The organism is Streptomyces sp. NPDC057136 (genome assembly GCF_042670885.1).
In the GTDB taxonomy this organism is placed as follows: domain Bacteria; phylum Actinomycetota; class Actinomycetes; order Streptomycetales; family Streptomycetaceae; genus Streptomyces.
In genome coordinates this window covers 64,495-83,102 of sequence record NZ_JBHUUV010000028.1, presented here as the reverse complement: position 1 = coordinate 83,102, position 18,608 = coordinate 64,495, and the positions used below count along the sequence as shown (strand labels likewise).

Below are 18,608 nucleotides of genomic sequence, written 5' to 3'. Positions count from 1 at the left end.
TGACGGGTCGCACGAGGCGCCGCCGGTCAGAGCGGCGGCCGAGGTGACCGTACTCCCGTAGCCGTCGCCAGGGCGGCGGCTGCCAGGGAGCTTCCCGCCAGCGCCAGGAAGAGTGCGTCGTACCCGCCGAGGGGGCCGGAGAGGACGGCGCCGGCCCACGGAGCGAGCGCGGCGGCGAGGGAGGCGGGGGCGGTGAGGATGGCCGAGAGACGGCCGTAGTGCGTCGTGCCCCAGCGGTCCGTGACGGCAGTGGCCTGGAGGAGGGTGAGGTTGCCGCGTACGACTCCGGCGACAACAGAGAGCGCCACGAGCAGAGGTACCGGTCCGGGGACGAGGGCGAAGCCGGCCGTCGTGGCGCCGCCGAGGGTGATGAGGGTGGCGGTACGGGTCGTCACGGAGGTGCGGGCGGCGAAGCTCGCGTAGAGGGTACGGCCGAGGGTCTGACCCGCACCGCCGAGGCCGAGGGCCCAGGCTGCCGCGGTGGTGCTCGCACCGCGTTCGTGAAGGAGGGGGACGAGACTGATGACGACCGCGTACATGGCGAAGCCGGACAGTGTGAAGACGGCGGCCAGCAGAAGGAACGGGCGGCTGCGGACCACCGGCGTACCATCCGTGACGGCCGGTACCGGCTCTGCCGGGGGCCATGGTGCGCGCAGGGCGAGTGCGTGGGCCGGGATCGTGACGGCGGCGAGGATCATGGCGAGAACAAGATAGGTGGCGCGCCAGCTGAGGTGTTCGGCGAGGGCGGCGGTCAGCGGGGCGAAGACGGTGCTGGCAAGACCGCCGGCGAGAGTGACGACGGTCAGGGCGCGGACGCGGTCGGGTCCCCACCAGCGGGTCAGGGCGGCGAACGCGGGCGGGTAGAAAGTGGTGGCCATCGCGACCCCTGCGAGCAGCCAGCCAGCCGTGAAGCACGCCAGGTTGGGAGCTGCGGCAAGGAGCAGGAGTGCCAGGGTTGCGAGCACCGAACCCGTGGTCATCACGGCGCGCGGACCTCGGCGGTCCAGGATGCGTCCGACGGGAATACCGAACGCCGCGGAGACGAGCAGAGCGGCGGAGAAGGCCGCGGTGGTGGCGGCCGGGGACCAGCCGGTGTCGGCGGTGATACGGGAGTTGAGGACGGGGAAGGCGTAATAGATGACGCCCCAGCTGGTGACCTGAGTGGCACAGAGGGCAGGAAGGGCGCCGCGCGGCCGCGACCGGACCCCCGTGCTGGTCGCGGCCGCACCGGCCCGGGTCTGTGTCATGTACGTCAGCAGCCACCGGAGGAGACGGGAGCGCCGCCGATGCCGATCTGGATCGTGGCAGGGCTGGCGCAGCAGCCGCCGCCGCTCGGGGCGGCCTCGGGCTCGTCGAAGAGGCCGGCACCGCCGCAGACTCCCGTCTCGGGCAGGACGAGTTCGACGCGCTCGGCGGCCTCCTGATCTCCGGCGAGTGCCGCGGCGACGGAACGGACCTGCTCGTAGCCGGTCATGGCCAGGAACGTCGGCGCGCGGCCGTAGGACTTCATGCCGACCAGATAGACGTCCTCCTCCGGATGGGAGAGCTCGTTGACGCCGTGCGGGTAGACGGTGCCGCACGAGTGCTGGTTCGGGTCGATCAGTGGGGCGAGCTCGGTGGGCGCCTGGAGGCGCTCGTCGAGGCCGAGGCGCAGTTCGGAGAGGAACGAGAGGTCGGGGCGAAGGCCCGTGAGGACGATGATCTCGTCGACCGGGTCCAGGCGGCGGCCGTCCTCGGCGACCAGGACCAGCTGCTCGCCCGCCTTCTCCACGGCGCCGCTACGGAAGCCGGTGACGGCATCGGCGTAGCCGTCGTCGACAGCCGCCTTGGCGGCGAGACCGAGGGCGCCGCGTGCGGGCAGCTGGTCGGCGGTGCCGCCGCCGAACGTGGAACCGGTGACGCCGCGGCGCAGAATCCACACCGCGTGTGTGTCACCCTCCTTCTTGGCGAGGTCGGCCAGGGCGGCGAGGGCGGTGAAGGCCGAGGCGCCGGAGCCGATGACCGCGGTGCGCCTGCCTGCGTAACGAGCGCGGACGGCCGGGTCCTTGAGGTCCGGGACCCTGTACGAGATCCGGTCGGCCGCCGGCTTCTCGCCGAGTGCCGGGAGGCCGTCGCCGCCGATGGGACTGGGGGTCGACCAGGTGCCGGACGCGTCGATGACGGCGCGGGCGGTGATCCGCTCCTCGGAGCCGTCAGCCAGTTCGACGTGCACGGTGAAGGGCTGCTGCTCGCGGTCGGCGTCCACGACCCGGTCGCGGCCGAGTCGGGAGACACCGGTCACGGTGGCGCCGTAGCGGACCTTGTCGCCCAGGACGTCGGCGAGCGGCTGGAGGTACTGCTCGGCCCAGTCCGCCCCGGAGGGGTAGGTCGTACCGTCGGGAGCGGACCATCCGGTGGGCGCCAGCAGCTTCTCGGCGGCCGGGTCCACCACCTCGGACCAGGTGGAGAACAGCCGCACATGCCCCCACTCACGCACCGCACTGCCGGCGGCGGGCCCGGCTTCCAGGACCAGCGGCTCGATGCCGCGCTCGGTGAGGTGCGCGGCGGCGGCAAGGCCGACCGGGCCGGCACCGATGACCACAACAGGAAGCTGCTTCTCGCCCATGGCGGGTGTTCTCCTCGACGCGGGGTGTTGTCAGGCGGAATGGAACGAAGCCGGATCGGCAGGTACGTGACCGTGCCGGAGCACACCAACCCTGCTTCGACGTTTGTCGATATCTCTCAATGCCTGGAGCATGCCACTTACATCGACGAGTGTCAACATAGACGTATGTCGAATTCAAGGGTGGTGGAACTCCCGGTCCTGCCGACCGAACCAGTCACCCCGTGCTGCCCGCCGATCACCTCGGCCGAGCTCTCGCCGACGGACGCGGAGAAGATGGCTGCCATGTTCAAGGCGCTCTCGGACCCCGTGCGGCTGCGACTGTTCCCCAAGGTCGCCTCCCACCCCGCCGGGGAGGCATGCGTATGCGACATCGCCGAATGCGGCGTCTCGCAGCCCACCGTCTCGCATCATCCGAGGAAGCTGCGCGAAGCCGGCCTGCTCACCTCGGAACGGCGCGGCACCTGGGTCTACTACCGGGGCGAGCCGTCGGTGGTGGCTGCGATGTCGCCCCTGCTCGGCACGTCCGCACCAGGCGCCTTCTGAGCGCGTGGAATTCCGGGCTCGCGACGTAGTGGCGGAAGCCGCTCGTGGCGTCCCTGGGCTTGACCCCTCTCCGAGACGCGACCCGGACTGTCACAGTAAAGATCAAGCGTGCCGATCGGGATGCCCGCACCGATCGGCAGCGAGAACACCGCCAGGACACCCAGTTCCACGGCTTGCCGAGCAAAGACGGGCCAGTGCCGCGGGTCCGGTCCCGACGTCAGATCGGCGGCCAGAACTGGCGATGCCAGGGCCGTCGCCGCCTGACACGGGCCGCCTCCGAGGGTGTACTGGGCCTCGGCCAGCCGTCCGGCGACCGGATCACTCGACCACCAATGGCGCGCGCGCCTCCATCGCCGTGCAGGGAGATCGAGGCGCCCGACAGGTCGAGGAGGTCGACACAGGCCTGGACCCGGTCCGGCTGAAGCCACGTGCCGGACCCCGTCCAGGAGCCGGTGGTTCGCCGAAGCCTCGCAGCGACGGACCCAGGCTGTTCCATCTCCTCCAGCCTCCGACACGAACGTCCGGCGGTGTGGGGGTGAATGCGTGGCAGCGGGGTCGTACGACGGCTCCACCCCGCCCGACCGGCCCGATCGGCGCCAATAGCACTGATCGGGTACGAAGTCCCGGATTGTTGATATCGCATGCAGAGCCGATCATCACAGTAATAAGTTCCATTCACTCGCTGCACTCCCGTTCCGCGCACTCCTCATGGCAGGGAACTCCCATTCTCCGGATCTACCGATCTCCGGATCAGCACATTATGCGCGCCGTGATCGTGCCGCCCGGAAGAGGGATCAAGGAATGGGAAATCCGTCGAACCGGCGCGGTTGATTCGTTGTCCGCTCGGACGGGCAATAATCCAATGGCCCAGAGGGAGTTGCGCGAGGGTGAGCCGACCTTCCGTACGGCGGGCATGATTTCCACACTGCTCACAGAAGCACCATTACCCGCCGCTCGAAGGGATGGCCTCCACTATGTCCACGTACGCCGAAGAGCGTTCCGAATCCGGTCCCTCCCCTTCACCGAGAGCAACGGAGCCCGCATGGAAGCCGCTCCTGGATGAGCCCCCCACACCATGGGCGGTCGGAATGATCATGGCAATGACACCGTGTTCGAGACGGGACGCGAAGCGGGTCCTGGCCATGGCTGCCGAGACCGCGCACCTCACTCCTGCGGCCATGGCCGCCGCGATGGTGGCCGGCTCGCGCGGCGTACCGATTCCGGCGCACGTGGAACGGGCGCTCCGGGGAGCGATGGAGACGGCCCGCACTCCTGCGCCACCCCCCGAAGCCGTGCGGGGCGTGGCCCTGCTGCCCAGCCGCCCACGGACCGAGCAGGTGCTGTCCGAGTTCCGGAAGCGCCAGGCACTGCTGGCGGCTTCCCCCTCCGACAGGAGCGCGAGACAAGCATTGGACGACGCGGCCTACACCCTGTGCGTACTGCTCGGCCGAACGACTGTGCACGATGCGGTGGACGCCGCAGAACAGCACCTCGCCGCGTCGACGTAGCGGCTGACACCGGGTGCACGAGCAGGCGAGATCCGCCGCGGTGAGGGACCGGCGCCGCGGCGGATGCCGCACCCTGGGCGACATCTCACCCGAGCACCGTCTCGCCTCCGCCTCACATCTCCGATTCGTCGCGTACTTCTGTCGCGTACTTCTTGCGTGGCGGGGAAGAACGTTTCTACGAGAGGTCGGCAGAATCTTGTGTTCCCCGCCCTCCATAGAGCGCCGCTCCTCGGAGGAGTACTCCGATGACCACCACAATGAAGATCACTTCCCTGCCCGCCCTGCACCGTGAACATCTTCTGAGCCTTGGGAAGGATGTCCGGTTCCCAGCAGCTCAACGGCTTTTCGAGGAACACACCGTCGCCGACCGCTTCTGGATTCTGAAGACCGGCGCAGTGACTCTCGACGCACGGCTCCCTCAGCGGCGTCACACGGAAATAGAGACCCTGGGGTCCGGAGAGCTGATCGGCCTGTCCTGGCTCTTCCCGCCCTTCGAGTGGGAACTGGGCGCCGAAACGCTCAGCCCGGTCCGCGCCTATGAATTCGACGCGTCCCAGGTGCGGTCACTGTGCCAGTCCGATCCCGAGTTCGGATTCGCGATCAGCCAATGGGTGGGCATGGTGCTCACCCGGCGACTGCACGCGACGCGTGGCCGACTGCTCGATCTCTACGAATTCGCCGCACGGGCCTGAGCCGGCTCGCGAGCCCGGGGGCAGCACACGCCTGCCCGCTTTTGCCCGGTATGCAGCACTGTGAACGTATGGATGAAGCAGACCTGCCCGCCTACGACGTCCAGCGCCTGGCGGATGCGGTGGAACAGCTGTACCGCCGGGACCCGGATGAAGACCCGCTGCGCTCTGCCGTCCTGCTCCGGTACACCGGCGAGCAGAGCGATGCCGTACGCCAGGCGCTGGGGGTGCTCGTCCCTCGGATGGGCGTACCGACCCTGTACGGCGGAGACTCCCGCGGGCCGAACATCCGTTGGCGGGATGGTGCGCGCTGCCTGCTGCTGGACAGCAACGAGAGCGACAGCAGAGAAAGCTCCTTGCGCATGACGAGTCACACCACAGCCGCACTGGAGCAGCGCGAGCGGGCGTTCTTCGAGCGCGGGGTGGGCGACAGGGACGGACAGGTCCACACCTATGCCGACCTTCCACTCCTGTGGCAACTGCACCGTGACGGAGCAGCCGGCCCTCCGCCACTGCCACCGTGCGTGGCACCCGACTGGGAGCGGCTGGAGGAGTCGCTGCGCAGCCTGATGCTGGCGTGGGCCACCCAGCTGCCGTCCCAGATCGGCGACGGCTCGGCGGCATTCGACCTCGTCAATCACGCCGACGGCGACCGTCCCCTGACCTTCCTCTTCGGCCCCGAGGACGGCCTGGTCGTGATGGTCGACGACGAGGACGCCGCCATGGACGACACGGTGCACGAGCAGGCGATGACCACCAGGGGTTGGCACGATCGTGCGATCCCTGTCGCGCAGTGGTGGGTGAGCAGCTTCGACCCCGACGCGTCGGGCGCTGCGGCTACAGCCCGTCTGGCCGTGGCGGAGCTACGAGCGCGCGGCGCCCGCCGGCCCTCGGATCTCGGGGTGGCCGACGTCACCTGCACCGACGCAGCCGGTGAGGACATTGGCCGGCTGACCCTGCCCGGGCTCGGCCTGAGCAGCTGAACCGGCCCCGCGGTGGCGCTCAGCCCATACTCGCCGCCACCTCGCTGCGCAGTCGAGGCAGCATGTCGTGCAGCACGCCGGGGCAGAGCGTGGTGCCGAAATCCATGTGCCCGTAGATGCGGCTCGGCGCTATGCCGTACTGCTGGCAGGTGTACGCGCAGAGCACCACCAGGACGTCCCACTGCGCCTGCGGCGGCTGAGCACCATCGTGGTAGGCACCCTCGTTGGCGATGCCGATCGCCTGGTCGTTCTGTCCGGACGTATGGGCGGCCAGTACGAAGTTGCTGCCGCCCTGCAACGTACTGAGGCTGCGGTGCCGCCCCTCGGTGATCCAGCCGCCCCGGCTGACGAGGAAGTGGTAGCCGCTGTCGATCCACCCGTTCTTGTCCATGTGCAGGTCCTGGACCCAGTGGGCATGAGCGTGGGCCTGGGCGCGGGAGAAGTCGGTGGTGTTGGCGCTGACGGTGTGATGCACGATGATCTTGTTCGGCCGCTTCCCTACCAGGCTCACCGGGCTCCGGGGCGGGCGTGCGTTCCACTGCAGGGTGCTGTCGATATCCGGTTCGATGGCACTCGATGCGTGGGCGGCACTCGGTAACGCGGCGGCGGCCAGTCCGCCGGTGCCGGCGAGCAGGATGCGGCGACGGGTCAGCTTCGGACGATTCACGGCGGACTCCTGGTCTGCGGTCGTTCCGGCCGGCTGTTCAGCGGCAGCGGCCAGTGGGGTGGCCAGTGGAGGTGGCGGCGGTACGGGCGGGACCGCACCGATGCGGTCGGGCGAGCCCCGTACGAACTCACCCGGCCGCCGCAGGAGCGAGCCCGGCTACGCCGTGTTGTTGGCGAGGGCCAGGAGCCGGGTCATGGTGCCGTTGAACTTGTTGCGGTCCACGTCACCGGCGACACCACCGACCCGGCCGGTGGCCGAGTACTGCCAGATCGTCCATGTGGGGAATCCACTGGGAATGGTGGGACTGCTGGTGCCCCAATGGGCCACCCAGAGCGGGGACTTGGTGGACATTCCGGTCCAGTTGCCCGTGCAGGTGTTCCACCAGCTGGCCGTCGTGTAGATGACGACGTCCCGGGTCGTACGGGCCTTGTACGTGTTGTAGAAGTCGTTGACCCACGTACGCATTTGCGTCGTGGAGAGGCCGTAGCACATGGCGCCCGACGGGTTGTGCTCGATATCCAGCACACCGGGGAGGGTCTTGCCGTCCTTGGACCATCCTCCGCCACTCCCGGCGAAGTAGGCGGCCTGCGTAGCCCCGTTGGAGGCGTTCGGGCGGGCGAAGTGGTACGCGCCCCGGATCAGGCCGGCGTTGTACGAGCCGGTGTAGTTCGCACTGAAGCGAGTGTCCTTGTAGCTCGTACCCTCGGTGGCCTTCACGTAGGCGAAGTCGATGCCCGCGGCCTTCACCGAGCCCCAGTTGATCGCGCCCTGCCAGTGGGAGACGTCGATGCCCTGGACACCGCTGGTGTCCATCGTGGACATGCCCCCGTCCGCCGAGGACCCGGGGCCCTGCTCGATACGGGTCCCCGCGCCCATCCACGCCTGTCCGGACTGCACCGGCTCGTCGGGGCCCGGGGGCGCGGCGGCGGCCGGTCCGGCGGTCGTCACGAGCAGTGTGGCGACGCTGCCGAGGACGCCGGCCAGCAGGGCGCCTCTGGATCTGATGAGTCGTCGGGTCGGAGAACTGTACGCGGGCATAGCTGCCTCCGGGCACGTTGGTGGGGACGAAGCGCATGGCATCCGATAATCGGATGCCATGGACACGACATGAGTAACGCACGAGTAATGAGGGGCGTAAAGAGGCCGCTCGGCCTAGACCTGTGACGCCGCGCGCCAGCTGCACCAACGCTCCGAATTGGCAGAAACTTTCAGCGCTGAAGAACTCCGGGCGCCCGATTGCGGAGTTCCGGCGCGGGCGGGGCAGCGCATCAGGGGCCGTCTCGCCGGTACCCGCGCGGGCGGTCCGCCACGTACGGCAGTGCGTACGAGATCTCGGCGTACTGCCGGGAGGCCGCCGGTCCGGAACGAGGGACCATGCCCCGCAACGTTCCAGCGCAAGGGACCTCCCCTCCGCGCGACTTGAAGGGGGCGGATATTCGATACGCTCTCGATCGGCTTCGGGGCGCCGACGAGCTCCGAATCGCCGCTAGCAGGGGGATGGTTCCTTAAATGAGCAGTGCACCTTCGGCCGACCTTTTCCAGCCACTCAAGGAGGACGACCCGGCCGTTGTGGGCGGCTATCACCTCGCGGCAGTGCTCGGCACGGGCGGCATGGGCAAGGTGTATCTCTCGTACACGCCGGGCGGCAGGCCCATCGCACTCAAGGTGATCCGGCCCGAGTTCAGCGGCGACCCCGAGTTCCGGCGCCGCTTCCAGCAGGAGGTGAAGGCCGCGCAGCGGGTACAGGGCCTGTACACCGCACCCGTCATCGATTCGGACACCGAGGGCTCGCAGCCCTGGCTGGCCACCGCCTACGTGCCGGGCCCCTCCCTCGCACACGCCGTTGCCCAGCACGGCGGACTGCCGCTGCGCAGTGTGCTGCTGCTGACCGTGGGGGTCGCCGAGGCGCTCCACGTCATCCACGGCGCGGGCATCGTCCACCGCGACCTGAAGCCCGCCAACGTCCTCCTGGCCTCCGACGGCCCTCGCGTGATCGACTTCGGCATCGCCCGCGCGGCCGACGCCACCGCCCTGACCAGCACCGGCGTCAGCGTCGGCACTCCCGCGTTCATGGCGCCCGAACAGGCGGCGGCCGGCACGATCACACCCGCCACCGACATCTTCGCCCTCGGCCAGATCGCGGCCTACGCGGCGATCGGCGCCCCAGCCTTCGGTGACGGTCCGTCACATGCAGTGCTGTACCGCATCGTTCACGAGGACCCGGACCTCAGCAGGCTGCCCGCGGACCTGCGCCCCCTGGTGACGCGCTGCCTCAGCCGCGACCCGGCGGATCGCCCTTCCCTGGCCGAAGTCATCGCGCTGTGCCACGCCGTCTCGTCCGTCCCGCTGCGCCAGGGCGAGGACTGGTTGCCTCGGACAATCGCCGGTTCGATCACCGAGCGGCTGCACCTGCCCGAACCGGTGCGGCCCCCGACGGTGGCACCCCCCGTCACCCCCACCCCGACCGAACGCTCCCCGCAGCCTCCGGCACCGGGTGCCGCTCCCCCGCACCCGCCCACCGGATTCCCCATGGCCGCCGCTCCGACCCAGGCCGCTACGGGCGGCCCCGGCACGACACCGGCCGGAACACCGGTCGCTCCTGGCATGCCGCCCGGGGCCCCGGGCGCCTTTGGCCCGCCGCCCGGAGCTCCGGGTGCACACGGCATGCCGGCCGGGGCCCCGACCCCTCCCCCCGGCTACCGGACGCCGCTCGGGTACGGGCCGGGGTACGCCACGCCGCCCCCGTTCCATACCGTCGGCTTCCCGCCCGCCCACCCGAGGCCCAAGCCGAAGCCGAAGGGGCTGATCATCGCCGGGTCCGTGGCGGCCACGATCGCCGTCCTGACGGTCATCGGTGCCCTGCTGCCCGACGAGCCCGACGGCAAGAAGTCCCCCAGCGCCGGCTCGACCGCGAGCGGTTCCCCGGACACGGCACAGCCGCGTACCGATCCCAAGCCGGTCTCGTACAAGAACGTCGATGTGACGGCCAACTACAACGTCATGCTCGCCGACAACCCGCCGCGCCCGATCGAGGACACCTCAGGGGGAGTTTTCTACGGCGACGGGGACCTCTACTACTACTACGACTCGATGTTCGGGGACGAGCAACTGGGCACCGCCAACGGGAAACTGGTCCTGTTGAACAACTCGCAGAAGGGCTCCCTGAAGACCTGCCGCGACGAGACCCGGTACACCGAGAAGATCGGTCTCGACCAGCTCACCAACGGCTCGCAGATCTGCGTGCTCAGCGATGCGGGGCACATCGCCGTCGCGACCTACCGCGGCAAGTCGGCGGCCAAGGACCCGAGCAGGTACTTCACCCTCGACCTCACGATCTGGCGCAACGCCGAGAAGCCGAAGGAGAGTTGAGCGACAGGCGGTCAACCCCGGCCGACGGACCGCACGGGCTTCTCGAGCAGCGTGAACGACTTGGGCGCACCGCCCGCCTGCGGCTTGCCCGCCTTGTGGCCGACCACCCTGTATCCCTCGGCCACGTAATAGGCGTTCAGGCGCGTATTGCCGGCCAGGCAGTCCAGACGTACACGCACTCGCCCGTGCTCCGCCACGCGGTGCTCCGCAGCTCGCAGCAGCAGTCGCCCCGTGCCCGGCCGGGCACGGCTGCGGTCCACCATCAACCGGTGCACATAGCCGGCCACCGGTGGCTGCGGTCCCCAGGCGTCCTCGTCCGCCCACCACAGCTCCCAGCCCCCGACCACACGCCCATCGGTCTCGGCGAGCCACACCTCGCCATCCGCCATGATCCGGCGGAAGTGGACCTCGTCCAGCTCGCCCGGCTGCCACTGGCCGGCAATGCCCTGGGCGAGCATCCAGCGGGCAGCGTCGTCGCGCAGGCGGACAAGAGTGGCGAGGTCGGTGTCGGCGGCGAGGCGGAGGCGCAGATCGTTCACGCCGAGATCCTCGCATGCGGGGTCCGACCGTTGGGGCGACGGTAGGCGTACGGGCAAGGGAGCTGAGAGCGAACGCACGCCGCACTCATCCCCTTCCGCAACACGACGTGGACCCCGGCCGGCGAACGGGCCGGGGTCGCCGTCTTTTGGGTTACGGCTCCTCTCCGGCCCTTGGCCGGTGCGACACGGAGGTCGCTGCTCGTCAGGCGTTGGGGTCGAACGCGATGCCGGCCGGCTTGGCCTTCTCGAGGTGGTAGTTGAAGTTGCCGTCCTTGAGACCGAAGACGGCACTTCCGAAGTCGGCCTGGCTCAGCTTGTCGCGAAGACCTGCGGGATAGCCGTTCCAGCCGACAAGGCTGGGGAACTGCCAGCTGTGGTGGTGATTCTCCGGCGGCTCGTCGTTGGTGTTCGCCGGACGGAAGCAGTGCGTGCTCACGCCGTCCTTGTGGTACACGATCTTGGGATGCGTGCCGTCCCAGCGGACCCGGTCACGGCTGTAGACGTCGAAGTTGCCGTGGGCGGAGGTGGAGACGTACTGGGCCTGGTTGTTCTGCACCCAGACCACCACGTGCTCCCAGTCGTGGCGGTGCCCGCCGAGGCTGCTGCCGGCCAGGGCCTGGTCCTTCTCGAAGTACAGCCCGTACATGATCGCGCACCAGCCGTTGTTGCACTTGTACCGCGCGTATCCATTGGTGTTGTCGAGGTCCCACGCGTCACGGCACTGACCGTTGAGCGCGCCGCTCGGGTTGAGGCCGGTGGCGACGGTGCCATCCGGTCCGATGGCGGACGTGGGGTAGCAGCCGTCCGTGTCGTAGTCGTAGGCCGGCTGGAACGTCTGCTCCAGTCCGTCCGCGGCAGCGGGCAACGCCGAGGGCGGAGCAGCGTAGGCACCACCCGGGAAGGCGATGACCAGTGCGACGGCGCTGCCAAGGGTCAGCGACACTCTTCGAATCCGCGAGCTCTTCTTCAACTGCGTCCTCCTGGTTGACCGCGGTGTGGGGCGCGCGACGTGATTGGCATGCCCATATCAGGCTCCGCGAACCTCATTGCGGAGCCGATCCCTGGGGGTGTCAACACGGTGAAGCGGCGGCCAACACATGCGGGGACGCGCACAATCCAACACACCGCACCGCCCTCGGCCCGTCCGGGCTATGCGGGCAGTACGCGTGCCTCGGCATCGGGCAGCTTGGTCCACCAGTGGTTGTAGCGGCTGTACACCTGGGGGTCCCGATCGGCCAACACCGCTGTCAGGGACCGCGCTTCCGCGGCAAGTGCGTCCCACACCGTCGGCGGAAGGTCGTGGAAGGCCATGGCTTCGATGCCGCCGTCGACCGGGCGCCACACACCGGCGACGTAACCGTCGACCAGCAGCGTCGGCAACACATCGCCGTTGTTACGGATCACCAGTCGGCGATAGTCCGGAGGGATCATGCGGCTGCGGTCGGCGTAGGCGAGCAGGGTGCTGTCCCACATGGCCATGAGCCGAGGTGGGGCCGGGATGTCCGCGGGCGGGCGCGGTGCGCCGGGGATGTCGAACAGGACGGTGCCCTCGGGTCCTTCGAACTGCTCGACGGAGTCACCGAGTGCGTTCAACGCCTCGCGGATCGGCGCGCGCTGCACCATGGCGAACTGGGCCACGTCCGCCACCGAGGCCGGACCGAATCCATCCAAGTAACGCAGGACCAGGGCCTGCAGGGCCTGCGTCACCGTCTCCCGCCCCCTGGGCACAGGGCCGGTCCGCGCCGCGACGAACGACGACCGGGTAGTGAACGACCACGGCCCGCCCGTCGGTGCATGGTGCAGCGGTGCGTAGGCCCGCAGCCCCCACCACGCCCCCGGCTGCTTGTCCGTACCGAGCCGCTCCTCGAGCCATGCCTTCATCTCCGCGGTCGTCCGGGGCCGGTCGGCGAAGGCCAGCAGCTCCGGCACCAGTTCATCGCCGTCCGCGGGCGTAAGCCCCGAAACCGCGAAGCGGAAGCCCAGGCGCGAGCCGTACAACGTCGGCTGCATCGCCTCGCGGAACACCTGGTAGTCATCGGCATGCACCGTGTGCAGCGTGATCCGCATCAGCGTCGCCTTGACGACTGCGCGGCCGGTGAAGCCGGCATCCAGATCGGCCGCGTCGAAGTCGGTCACCCGATTCCACAAGGCGACGTAGGGCGAGGGTGCGTGCTGCGCCTGGACCGCGACAACGCGACGGACCGCGTCGACGACGCTCAGGGCCTCCCGTTCCAGCAGAAGTTGGCGACTCAGGGTGGCCCGGTTGAGCTCGCGCGCAGTGATCTTCACACCGAGGATTCTGCCGTGCATCGACCGGCACACGCCAGAATGTTTCGCACACCGTTTCGATGGATCGGCCGAGGATTTCCCAGCGCGCCCGCAGGGCCCCGAACCAGATACCTATACGCGCTCCAGCGGATGGTGCGGGCCGATGGGCAGTTCGACGCCGATCGCGTCACCGGGACGAACGTCACCTCCGTGCCGGACCACACCCATGATCCCGGACTTGAAGACGAACTCCCCTGTGGTGGCGTCGAGTTCGAAGACCTCCTGGAGCAGGCCCTTCTGAAAATCGTTGATCTTCGAGCACGGGTTACGGAGCCCTGTCACCTCTACGACCGCCTCCTCGCCGAGTCGCAGCAGGGTCCCGGTGGGCAGTCCGAGCAGGTCGATCCCACGTGTGGACACGTTCTCGCCGAGTCGGCCGGCAGCGACGGTGAAGCCCTTCGCGGCGAGTTCGTCGAAGAGTTCCTCATGGATGAGGTGCACCTGGCGCAGGTTGGGCAGGTCCGGCTCATACGTCATGCGGAACTGGTGCTTGATGGTCTCCCCCGCGTGGACGTCGCCCTCCACGCCCAGCCCGGCGAGCAGCGTGATGCTCGTACGGTTCGGTTTGCTGAACGAGTACGTCCCATTGCTGCTCACAGCCGTAACCCGTGCCATTCCGCTGCCCACTTCTCCTCGCCGTACATCCTCGAACCCGGCCAGCGTAAGCGGACCGACCCTCACGAGGCGGGGAGCCCGCCCCTACGGGTCCGCTTCGGGGACTGCCGGAATTCGTTTCGTGTCCTGGGGCGGCGCCCCTACTGTGGCGCAGTGACGACTCAGATGATCATTCTCAATGGCGGTTCCAGCTCGGGGAAGTCCGGGATCGTACGGTGCCTGCAGGCCGTACTACCGGATCCGTGGCTGGCGTTCGGGGTCGATTCGTTCGTCGACGCGATGCCCGCGAAGATGCAGGCGTCGGACGCGGGGATCGAGATCTCGGAGGACGGCCGAGTCAGCGTCGGGGAGGACTTCCGGGCGTTGGAGGCGGCCTGGATGGAAGGCATCGTGGCGATGGCCGGTGCAGGCGCCCGGATCATCGTCGACGACGTCTTCCTCGGCGGAGCCGCGTCCCAGCAACGGTGGCAGAAGGCTCTCGGCGGACTGGATGTGCTGTGGGTCGCCGTCAGGTGTGAGGGTGCGGTGGCCGCGGGCCGTGAGGCCGCACGGGGAGATCGGGTCCAGGGAATGGCCGCGTTGCAGGCGGATGTGGTTCACCAAGGGGTGATCTATGACCTGGAGGTCGACACGACGCGTACCGAATCCCTGGCGTGTGCGCGAACCATCGCCGCCCACGTGGGCTGATCGACGGATCATTGGGTCAGCCCGCGGGGCCGGGGCTTGCATCGGCAGGTCTGTCGATGCGGTAGACATAGTGGTTGCGGTCGTCATCCGGGTTGTCCGGGTCCAGGTCGGCGGTACCGATCCTGCGCAGCCCGGCCTTCTCCAGTGCCCGCCATGACGCGCGGTTGTCCGCGTGGACCGGGACAACGACGGCGGACACGTCCGCATAGTCGGTCCAGGTGGCCTCCACGATCGCCCGGATGATGCGCGGACCCAGCCCCTGCCCCACCCTCGCGGAGTCCCCGAGCAGGTAGTCGATCGTGACCGCAGTGTCGGGCAGTTCGACCTGATCGGCCAACTCCGCGCGAGATTCGGGGTAGTCCGCGAACCGGCACCGTTGGACCAAGCCAACCGGGGTGCCGTCCAGCATGACCAACAGGTCCTCGGACGGCTCCTCACCACGCGCCGCAGGCCCGAAGTCCCGTGCGACCGCCTCCGTGGACGTGTCGTGGTGCCACCAACGGGCTACGTGCGGTTGCGCGAGCCATTCCTGCAACAGCCCGAAGTCCCCCTCGGCCAACCGCCGCCACGTGATCACGCTGCCTCCTCGCAACTGCCCAAGGTCACACCGAACTCTATTGGCTCGAACACCGCTTGGCCTGGTGTCCCGCACCGCAGTTCCACGAGGTGCGTGGTGTCCGCCGGCAGGGGCCTTCGGGACTCCGGTCCGCGAACCGGATCTCACATGTCACCGGTTCAAGGCTCTGTCTTCTTGGTCCTCTGCAGGCAGGAGTGCATGCACGTCGTCCGTGGTCGTGCCGTCCGGCCTCCGCCCGAAAGCGGCCGCAAGGACGGTGGGGAGGTCAGCCTCTGGAACGGTGGTGCGTACCTCCGTCAGGACGTGGCCAAACTCGTTGTCATCGATGGCGCCCAGGTACTCCTGGCGCAACCCGACGATGACCTCGACGAGCTCGGGCCGCAGCCGCATCCAAGCGCGCGACGTGCGAATCTCCTCCTCGACCTGGTCCATGAACCAGCGCATGACCTCGTACGGGATGTCCACGTGCCGGCCACAGGGGTCGAAGCACACGGTCGGCTCCCGCGCCGGGTCCTCGTCGGGGACGATCGCGATCACGAGGGTTCGTTGATCGGCGACGAGGTCCAGCTCCAGGTACCAGGCGTCGTCCGGTACGGAGTACATCGCGGTGACCGCATAGTCGCCGTTGGGGTGGGGCAGAGGCATAGCAGCATGCTGTCAGGCCCGTGTCCGGCAGGAAAGCGGATACTTCGGTCCTGCACCGTAATACGGTGGCGGTGCTCGGCGACCTGGTGCTTGGATGCTCCGCGTGACTTCTGTGGATCTTGGTGATCGTCCTGAGCAGGCACTGCTGGACCGACTTGAGTGGTACTACGACGCGGTGCCACGTCAGGGTGCCCGGGTCGAGGACTTCGGGCCGCTGACCCTGTTCGTGCGGGAAGGTCAGGGATGGCCGTTCTACGCACGTCCCGCTCGGGGATGGTCCGGAGCGGTGAGCGCCGCCGCTGTGGCCCGGGTCCGCGCGCGGCAGCGTGAACTCAAGATTCCGGAGAGTTTCGAGTGGATCGCCGAGACCACGCCCGCGCTGCGGGCCGCGGTCGAGGACTCGGGGCTTGTAGTTCACGAACACCCCTTGATGGCGCTTGACCCGGGTGCCCCGGTGTCCGCTGTGGACGAGTTGTTCGGCGGATCGTCGGTGCGGACCCTGGGGCCGGACGATCCGGCGCTGGCCAGCGCGCTGGCCGTGCCGCATCTCGCTTTCGCGGAGCCCGGAACCGGCATCGGCCTTGCGGGAGTCACCGAGCTGGCGGAAGCCGTGCAGGCCCGAGCAGGCGACGGGTCGGTGGAACGCGTGGTGGCGCGGATCAGGGCGGGTCTGACTTCGGTTGCCGCAGCGGTGGACGATGGGACGGCACTGTGCGCGGGCCAGCACCAGCCGGTCGGAGCCGTCAGCGAGATCGTCGGTGTCGGAACGCTGCCCGCCGCGCGCCGTCGTGGTCTCGGGCTCGCGGTCACTGTGGCACTGGTGGCCGACGCCCGATCGCGAGGAGTGGAGACCGTCTTCTTGTCGGCAGGCGACGATCACGTCGCCCGGATTTATGCCCGCCTCGGCTTCCGACGTATCGCCACCGCGCTGATCGCCGAACCTCCCGAGTAGCGAGTCGGTCCGCCGGGCACCCGGACCGCCGCGGCTTGACAACGGCCGACGGCCCGTTGCGAGTCCGCCCGCCACGAGCCCGGCCCCGTACCCCGGCGCCGACCCGGACCCTCAGCACACCGCCAGGAGTCCTCAGGCGAATGGATTACCGTGCCCGGGAAGCTGCCCGCCCGGCGGCACATACCGCAGCCGCCCGCCCTGGTCGGTCACCGGCGTGAACCCGGCGGCCTGCAGCAGGCCGGCGTACTTTGCTCCGTAGCGCCGGTTGACGACGAGCCCGATAGGCACGAGTGCCATCAGCGTGGCCCAGATGCTGCCGACGACGACTACGGCAGTGGTGTCAGCGCCGAACTTGAAGCCGACGCCCACGGCCAGGATCGTAAACGTGACACCTGCGATTACCACCAGCTGCTTCTCGGTGTACCTGGTGGCGAGGTCGAACTTGATGCGGGCCTTGAGAAGCTCGACTGCATCGGACACGAGGGGTGGCAGCGCGCCACCGTCACCGGCGTTCGGGTACTGCGCCCAGTTCTGCGCGGCCCGCGCGCGGGCCTGCGGGTTCGGGTCAGGCACGATCAGCATCACAAGGCCGTTGCCCTGTGGCCCGCCCCCCTGTTGTACGTCCGCGTACTCGTACCCGAACTGCCGGGCGACGCAGGCGAGTCGGGCGAGCTTCTTCATGGAGGCCATGACGCTGACGACCTGAACGGGCTCCCCGCCGGCCATCTGCCGCAGCATCTTCCGCACTTGTCGCTTACCCACGGCGCCCCCGCCATTGACAACCCAGACAGTCTTTCACAGGGCATGTTCATGGGGAGTATGGGCCGAACCGGATTGATACGGCCTTGACTCTCACACGCATGTATACGATCCGCAGTTCCGAAACTTTCTCTTCCCTCCCGGCTTTGCCGCTCTGCCGCGTCCAGGGGTCTGTCCGGGCGATCTCCGGGCACACTGGCCGACATGCCTCTTTCGCTGCATCACATCGTCATCGACGCCCGCGATCTGCCCGCCCTGGCCCGGTTCTGGGCTGAGGTGCTGGGCTGGCGGATCCTGTCCGAGCGGGAGCGGGAGGTCGTGATCGGGCCGGACGAGACCGCGCCAGTGGGAATCTGCTTCATGCCGGTGACGGACCGTAAGGTCGTCAAGAACCGTCTGCACCTCGATCTGACGTCCGCTGCGGAGGACCGGGAGGCCGAGATCGCGCGCATCCTCGCACTCGGCGCCCGCAGGGCGGACGTCGGCCAGAGCGGCAACGAGTCCTGGACAGTGCTGGCCGATCCTGAGGGGAACGAGTTCTGCGTAGTCCGCCCGAAGGAAACCCTCATCGGCTAGGCGTTGTATGCCGAGTCGGCCGCGAACTCCCCACACCCCGGTTGGCCGCAATGAGCGGCCCCTGGGTGCCGCCGTCGATGTGCTTCCATCCAGCCGCGTACAGCCAGGGCCGAGTGCCCCGTGGAGGGGAGGCTGCTGTGCCGTCACCATGGCCCGGTCAGCCACTGACCACGCAGTGATCAGCCGCCCGCTTCCAGAGCGTTTGCCCGTTCCTTGAGATCTGCTGCGATGTCGTCCCAGTCCGGACCGTGCAACCACAAATTCTCTGCGGCATCTCGCATCAACGCCGGTTCGTCCGGTCGTTGCAGGAGCACCAGCCGATACGACAGGTTGCGGATCCAGACAGGCAGAAGCCCGTCGACCAGGTTCGGGCTCAGTTCCCGCAGCATGGCCAGGATCGAATCCGCGTCGGCGAAGGTCAGTTCCTCGACGAAGTAGTGCTCTCGGTGTTGGGAGTCGCACTCCGGCGTGGGTCGGTACTCGTCTCCGTAGACACACCGCGCATGCTCCGTCAGGGTGCTGTGCATGCCTTGGAGCCTACGGCGCACGCACCGCCGACGGCGCCC

Annotated in this window: 19 protein-coding genes and 1 pseudogene; 8 read left to right on the top strand and 12 right to left on the bottom strand. The window is 68.8% G+C overall.

The window, feature by feature from the left end; translation table 11 throughout:
- Positions 1-26: 26 nt before the first annotated feature.
- Complete coding sequence (locus tag ACFT7S_RS27990; RefSeq protein ID WP_382736516.1) at positions 27-1,247, bottom strand: MFS transporter; 1,221 nt, start codon at positions 1,245-1,247, stop codon at positions 27-29.
- A 5-nt stretch (positions 1,248-1,252) separates the two neighbouring features.
- On the bottom strand, positions 1,253-2,605 hold the full coding sequence (locus ACFT7S_RS27985) for an FAD-dependent oxidoreductase (protein ID WP_382736514.1): 1,353 nt from the start codon (positions 2,603-2,605) through the stop codon (positions 1,253-1,255).
- Between the two features lie 165 nt (positions 2,606-2,770).
- Between ACFT7S_RS27985 and ACFT7S_RS27980 the strand changes: the two genes are divergently transcribed.
- From ACFT7S_RS27980 to ACFT7S_RS27965, 4 genes are all read left to right on the top strand, one after another.
- The gene (locus tag ACFT7S_RS27980) at positions 2,771-3,148 is read left to right on the top strand and encodes an ArsR/SmtB family transcription factor (RefSeq protein WP_382736512.1); all 378 of its coding nucleotides are present in this window, start codon (positions 2,771-2,773) and stop codon (positions 3,146-3,148) included.
- 1,100 nt (positions 3,149-4,248) lie between these two features.
- A complete protein-coding gene (locus ACFT7S_RS27975; RefSeq protein ID WP_382736510.1) occupies positions 4,249-4,656 on the top strand; it encodes a DUF5133 domain-containing protein in 408 nt (135 codons plus the stop codon).
- Positions 4,657-4,901: 245 nt separating this feature from the next.
- The gene (locus ACFT7S_RS27970; protein ID WP_382736508.1) at positions 4,902-5,348 is read left to right on the top strand and encodes a Crp/Fnr family transcriptional regulator; all 447 of its coding nucleotides are present in this window, start codon (positions 4,902-4,904) and stop codon (positions 5,346-5,348) included.
- Positions 5,349-5,416: 68 nt separating this feature from the next.
- The gene (locus tag ACFT7S_RS27965) at positions 5,417-6,328 is read left to right on the top strand and encodes a hypothetical protein (RefSeq protein ID WP_382736506.1); all 912 of its coding nucleotides are present in this window, start codon (positions 5,417-5,419) and stop codon (positions 6,326-6,328) included.
- A gap of 19 nt (positions 6,329-6,347) precedes the next feature.
- Here the strand turns inward: ACFT7S_RS27965 and ACFT7S_RS27960 are convergent, their stop codons facing one another.
- Positions 6,348-6,995 (bottom strand): peptidoglycan recognition family protein, encoded by a 648-nt coding sequence (locus tag ACFT7S_RS27960; RefSeq protein WP_382736504.1) that lies wholly within the window; start codon positions 6,993-6,995, stop codon positions 6,348-6,350.
- 156 nt (positions 6,996-7,151) lie between these two features.
- Positions 7,152-8,033: a lysozyme gene (locus tag ACFT7S_RS27955; protein WP_382736502.1), complete on the bottom strand. Its 882-nt coding sequence runs from the start codon at positions 8,031-8,033 to the stop codon at positions 7,152-7,154.
- A 471-nt stretch (positions 8,034-8,504) separates the two neighbouring features.
- Here ACFT7S_RS27955 and ACFT7S_RS27950 point away from each other — a divergent pair, with 471 nt between their 5' ends.
- Positions 8,505-10,364, top strand: a complete 1,860-nt coding sequence (locus tag ACFT7S_RS27950; RefSeq protein ID WP_382736500.1) for a protein kinase — start codon at positions 8,505-8,507, stop codon at positions 10,362-10,364.
- 11 nt (positions 10,365-10,375) lie between these two features.
- Here ACFT7S_RS27950 and ACFT7S_RS27945 read toward each other — a convergent pair whose 3' ends face one another.
- The 4 genes from ACFT7S_RS27945 to ACFT7S_RS27930 all read right to left on the bottom strand — a co-directional run bounded on the left by ACFT7S_RS27945 (position 10,376) and on the right by ACFT7S_RS27930 (position 13,846).
- Positions 10,376-10,903 carry a GNAT family N-acetyltransferase gene (locus ACFT7S_RS27945; RefSeq protein ID WP_382736498.1) on the bottom strand — a complete coding sequence of 176 codons (528 nt, stop codon included), beginning with the start codon at positions 10,901-10,903 and terminating at the stop codon, positions 10,376-10,378.
- 202 nt (positions 10,904-11,105) lie between these two features.
- Positions 11,106-11,873: an NPP1 family protein gene (locus ACFT7S_RS27940; protein ID WP_382736496.1), complete on the bottom strand. Its 768-nt coding sequence runs from the start codon at positions 11,871-11,873 to the stop codon at positions 11,106-11,108.
- Positions 11,874-12,052: 179 nt separating this feature from the next.
- Positions 12,053-13,192 (bottom strand): winged helix DNA-binding domain-containing protein, encoded by a 1,140-nt coding sequence (locus tag ACFT7S_RS27935; protein WP_382736494.1) that lies wholly within the window; start codon positions 13,190-13,192, stop codon positions 12,053-12,055.
- Between the two features lie 111 nt (positions 13,193-13,303).
- Positions 13,304-13,846 carry an MOSC domain-containing protein gene (locus ACFT7S_RS27930; RefSeq protein WP_382736492.1) on the bottom strand — a complete coding sequence of 181 codons (543 nt, stop codon included), beginning with the start codon at positions 13,844-13,846 and terminating at the stop codon, positions 13,304-13,306.
- Between the two features lie 165 nt (positions 13,847-14,011).
- Between ACFT7S_RS27930 and cpt the strand changes: the two genes are divergently transcribed.
- On the top strand, positions 14,012-14,533 hold the full coding sequence (gene cpt, locus ACFT7S_RS27925; RefSeq protein ID WP_382736560.1) for a chloramphenicol phosphotransferase CPT: 522 nt from the start codon (positions 14,012-14,014) through the stop codon (positions 14,531-14,533).
- Positions 14,534-14,549: 16 nt separating this feature from the next.
- Here the strand turns inward: cpt and ACFT7S_RS27920 are convergent, their stop codons facing one another.
- Together ACFT7S_RS27920 and ACFT7S_RS27915 are read right to left on the bottom strand one after the other, a co-directional pair.
- Positions 14,550-15,110, bottom strand: coding sequence for a GNAT family N-acetyltransferase (locus ACFT7S_RS27920; protein WP_382736490.1), 561 nt, complete (start codon positions 15,108-15,110; stop codon positions 14,550-14,552).
- 150 nt (positions 15,111-15,260) lie between these two features.
- Complete coding sequence (locus tag ACFT7S_RS27915) at positions 15,261-15,755, bottom strand: hypothetical protein (protein ID WP_382736488.1); 495 nt, start codon at positions 15,753-15,755, stop codon at positions 15,261-15,263.
- A 94-nt stretch (positions 15,756-15,849) separates the two neighbouring features.
- Between ACFT7S_RS27915 and ACFT7S_RS27910 the strand changes: the two genes are divergently transcribed.
- Positions 15,850-16,707, top strand: coding sequence for a GNAT family N-acetyltransferase (locus ACFT7S_RS27910; RefSeq protein ID WP_382736486.1), 858 nt, complete (start codon positions 15,850-15,852; stop codon positions 16,705-16,707).
- A 141-nt stretch (positions 16,708-16,848) separates the two neighbouring features.
- On the opposite strand, the pseudogene ACFT7S_RS27905 reads toward ACFT7S_RS27910, so the two are convergent.
- A pseudogene (locus ACFT7S_RS27905) lies at positions 16,849-17,469 on the bottom strand (hypothetical protein); the annotation flags it as partial.
- A 201-nt stretch (positions 17,470-17,670) separates the two neighbouring features.
- Between ACFT7S_RS27905 and ACFT7S_RS27900 the strand changes: the two are divergent.
- On the top strand, positions 17,671-18,042 hold the full coding sequence (locus ACFT7S_RS27900; protein WP_382736484.1) for a VOC family protein: 372 nt from the start codon (positions 17,671-17,673) through the stop codon (positions 18,040-18,042).
- Positions 18,043-18,221: 179 nt separating this feature from the next.
- Here ACFT7S_RS27900 and ACFT7S_RS27895 read toward each other — a convergent pair whose 3' ends face one another.
- Entirely contained in the window at positions 18,222-18,569 is a 348-nt protein-coding gene (locus ACFT7S_RS27895; RefSeq protein WP_382736482.1) for a hypothetical protein, read from the bottom strand.
- Positions 18,570-18,608: the final 39 nt, after the last annotated feature.

Bases quoted from the DNA above. Each gene is read 5' to 3' on its own strand.
- ACFT7S_RS27990 (WP_382736516.1), bottom strand. From the start codon at position 1,247: ATGACACAGACCCGGGCCGGTGCGGCCGCGACCAGCACGGGGGTCCGG.
- ACFT7S_RS27985 (WP_382736514.1), bottom strand. From the start codon at position 2,605: ATGGGCGAGAAGCAGCTTCCTGTTGTGGTCATCGGTGCCGGCCCGGTC.
- ACFT7S_RS27980 (WP_382736512.1), top strand. From the start codon at position 2,771: ATGTCGAATTCAAGGGTGGTGGAACTCCCGGTCCTGCCGACCGAACCA.
- ACFT7S_RS27975 (WP_382736510.1), top strand. From the start codon at position 4,249: ATGACACCGTGTTCGAGACGGGACGCGAAGCGGGTCCTGGCCATGGCT.
- ACFT7S_RS27970 (WP_382736508.1), top strand. From the start codon at position 4,902: ATGACCACCACAATGAAGATCACTTCCCTGCCCGCCCTGCACCGTGAA.
- ACFT7S_RS27965 (WP_382736506.1), top strand. From the start codon at position 5,417: ATGGATGAAGCAGACCTGCCCGCCTACGACGTCCAGCGCCTGGCGGAT.
- ACFT7S_RS27955 (WP_382736502.1), bottom strand. From the start codon at position 8,033: ATGCCCGCGTACAGTTCTCCGACCCGACGACTCATCAGATCCAGAGGC.
- ACFT7S_RS27950 (WP_382736500.1), top strand. From the start codon at position 8,505: ATGAGCAGTGCACCTTCGGCCGACCTTTTCCAGCCACTCAAGGAGGAC.
- ACFT7S_RS27930 (WP_382736492.1), bottom strand. From the start codon at position 13,846: ATGGCACGGGTTACGGCTGTGAGCAGCAATGGGACGTACTCGTTCAGC.
- cpt (WP_382736560.1), top strand. From the start codon at position 14,012: ATGATCATTCTCAATGGCGGTTCCAGCTCGGGGAAGTCCGGGATCGTA.
- ACFT7S_RS27915 (WP_382736488.1), bottom strand. From the start codon at position 15,755: ATGCCTCTGCCCCACCCCAACGGCGACTATGCGGTCACCGCGATGTAC.
- ACFT7S_RS27910 (WP_382736486.1), top strand. From the start codon at position 15,850: ATGCTCCGCGTGACTTCTGTGGATCTTGGTGATCGTCCTGAGCAGGCA.
- ACFT7S_RS27900 (WP_382736484.1), top strand. From the start codon at position 17,671: ATGCCTCTTTCGCTGCATCACATCGTCATCGACGCCCGCGATCTGCCC.
- ACFT7S_RS27895 (WP_382736482.1), bottom strand. From the start codon at position 18,569: ATGCACAGCACCCTGACGGAGCATGCGCGGTGTGTCTACGGAGACGAG.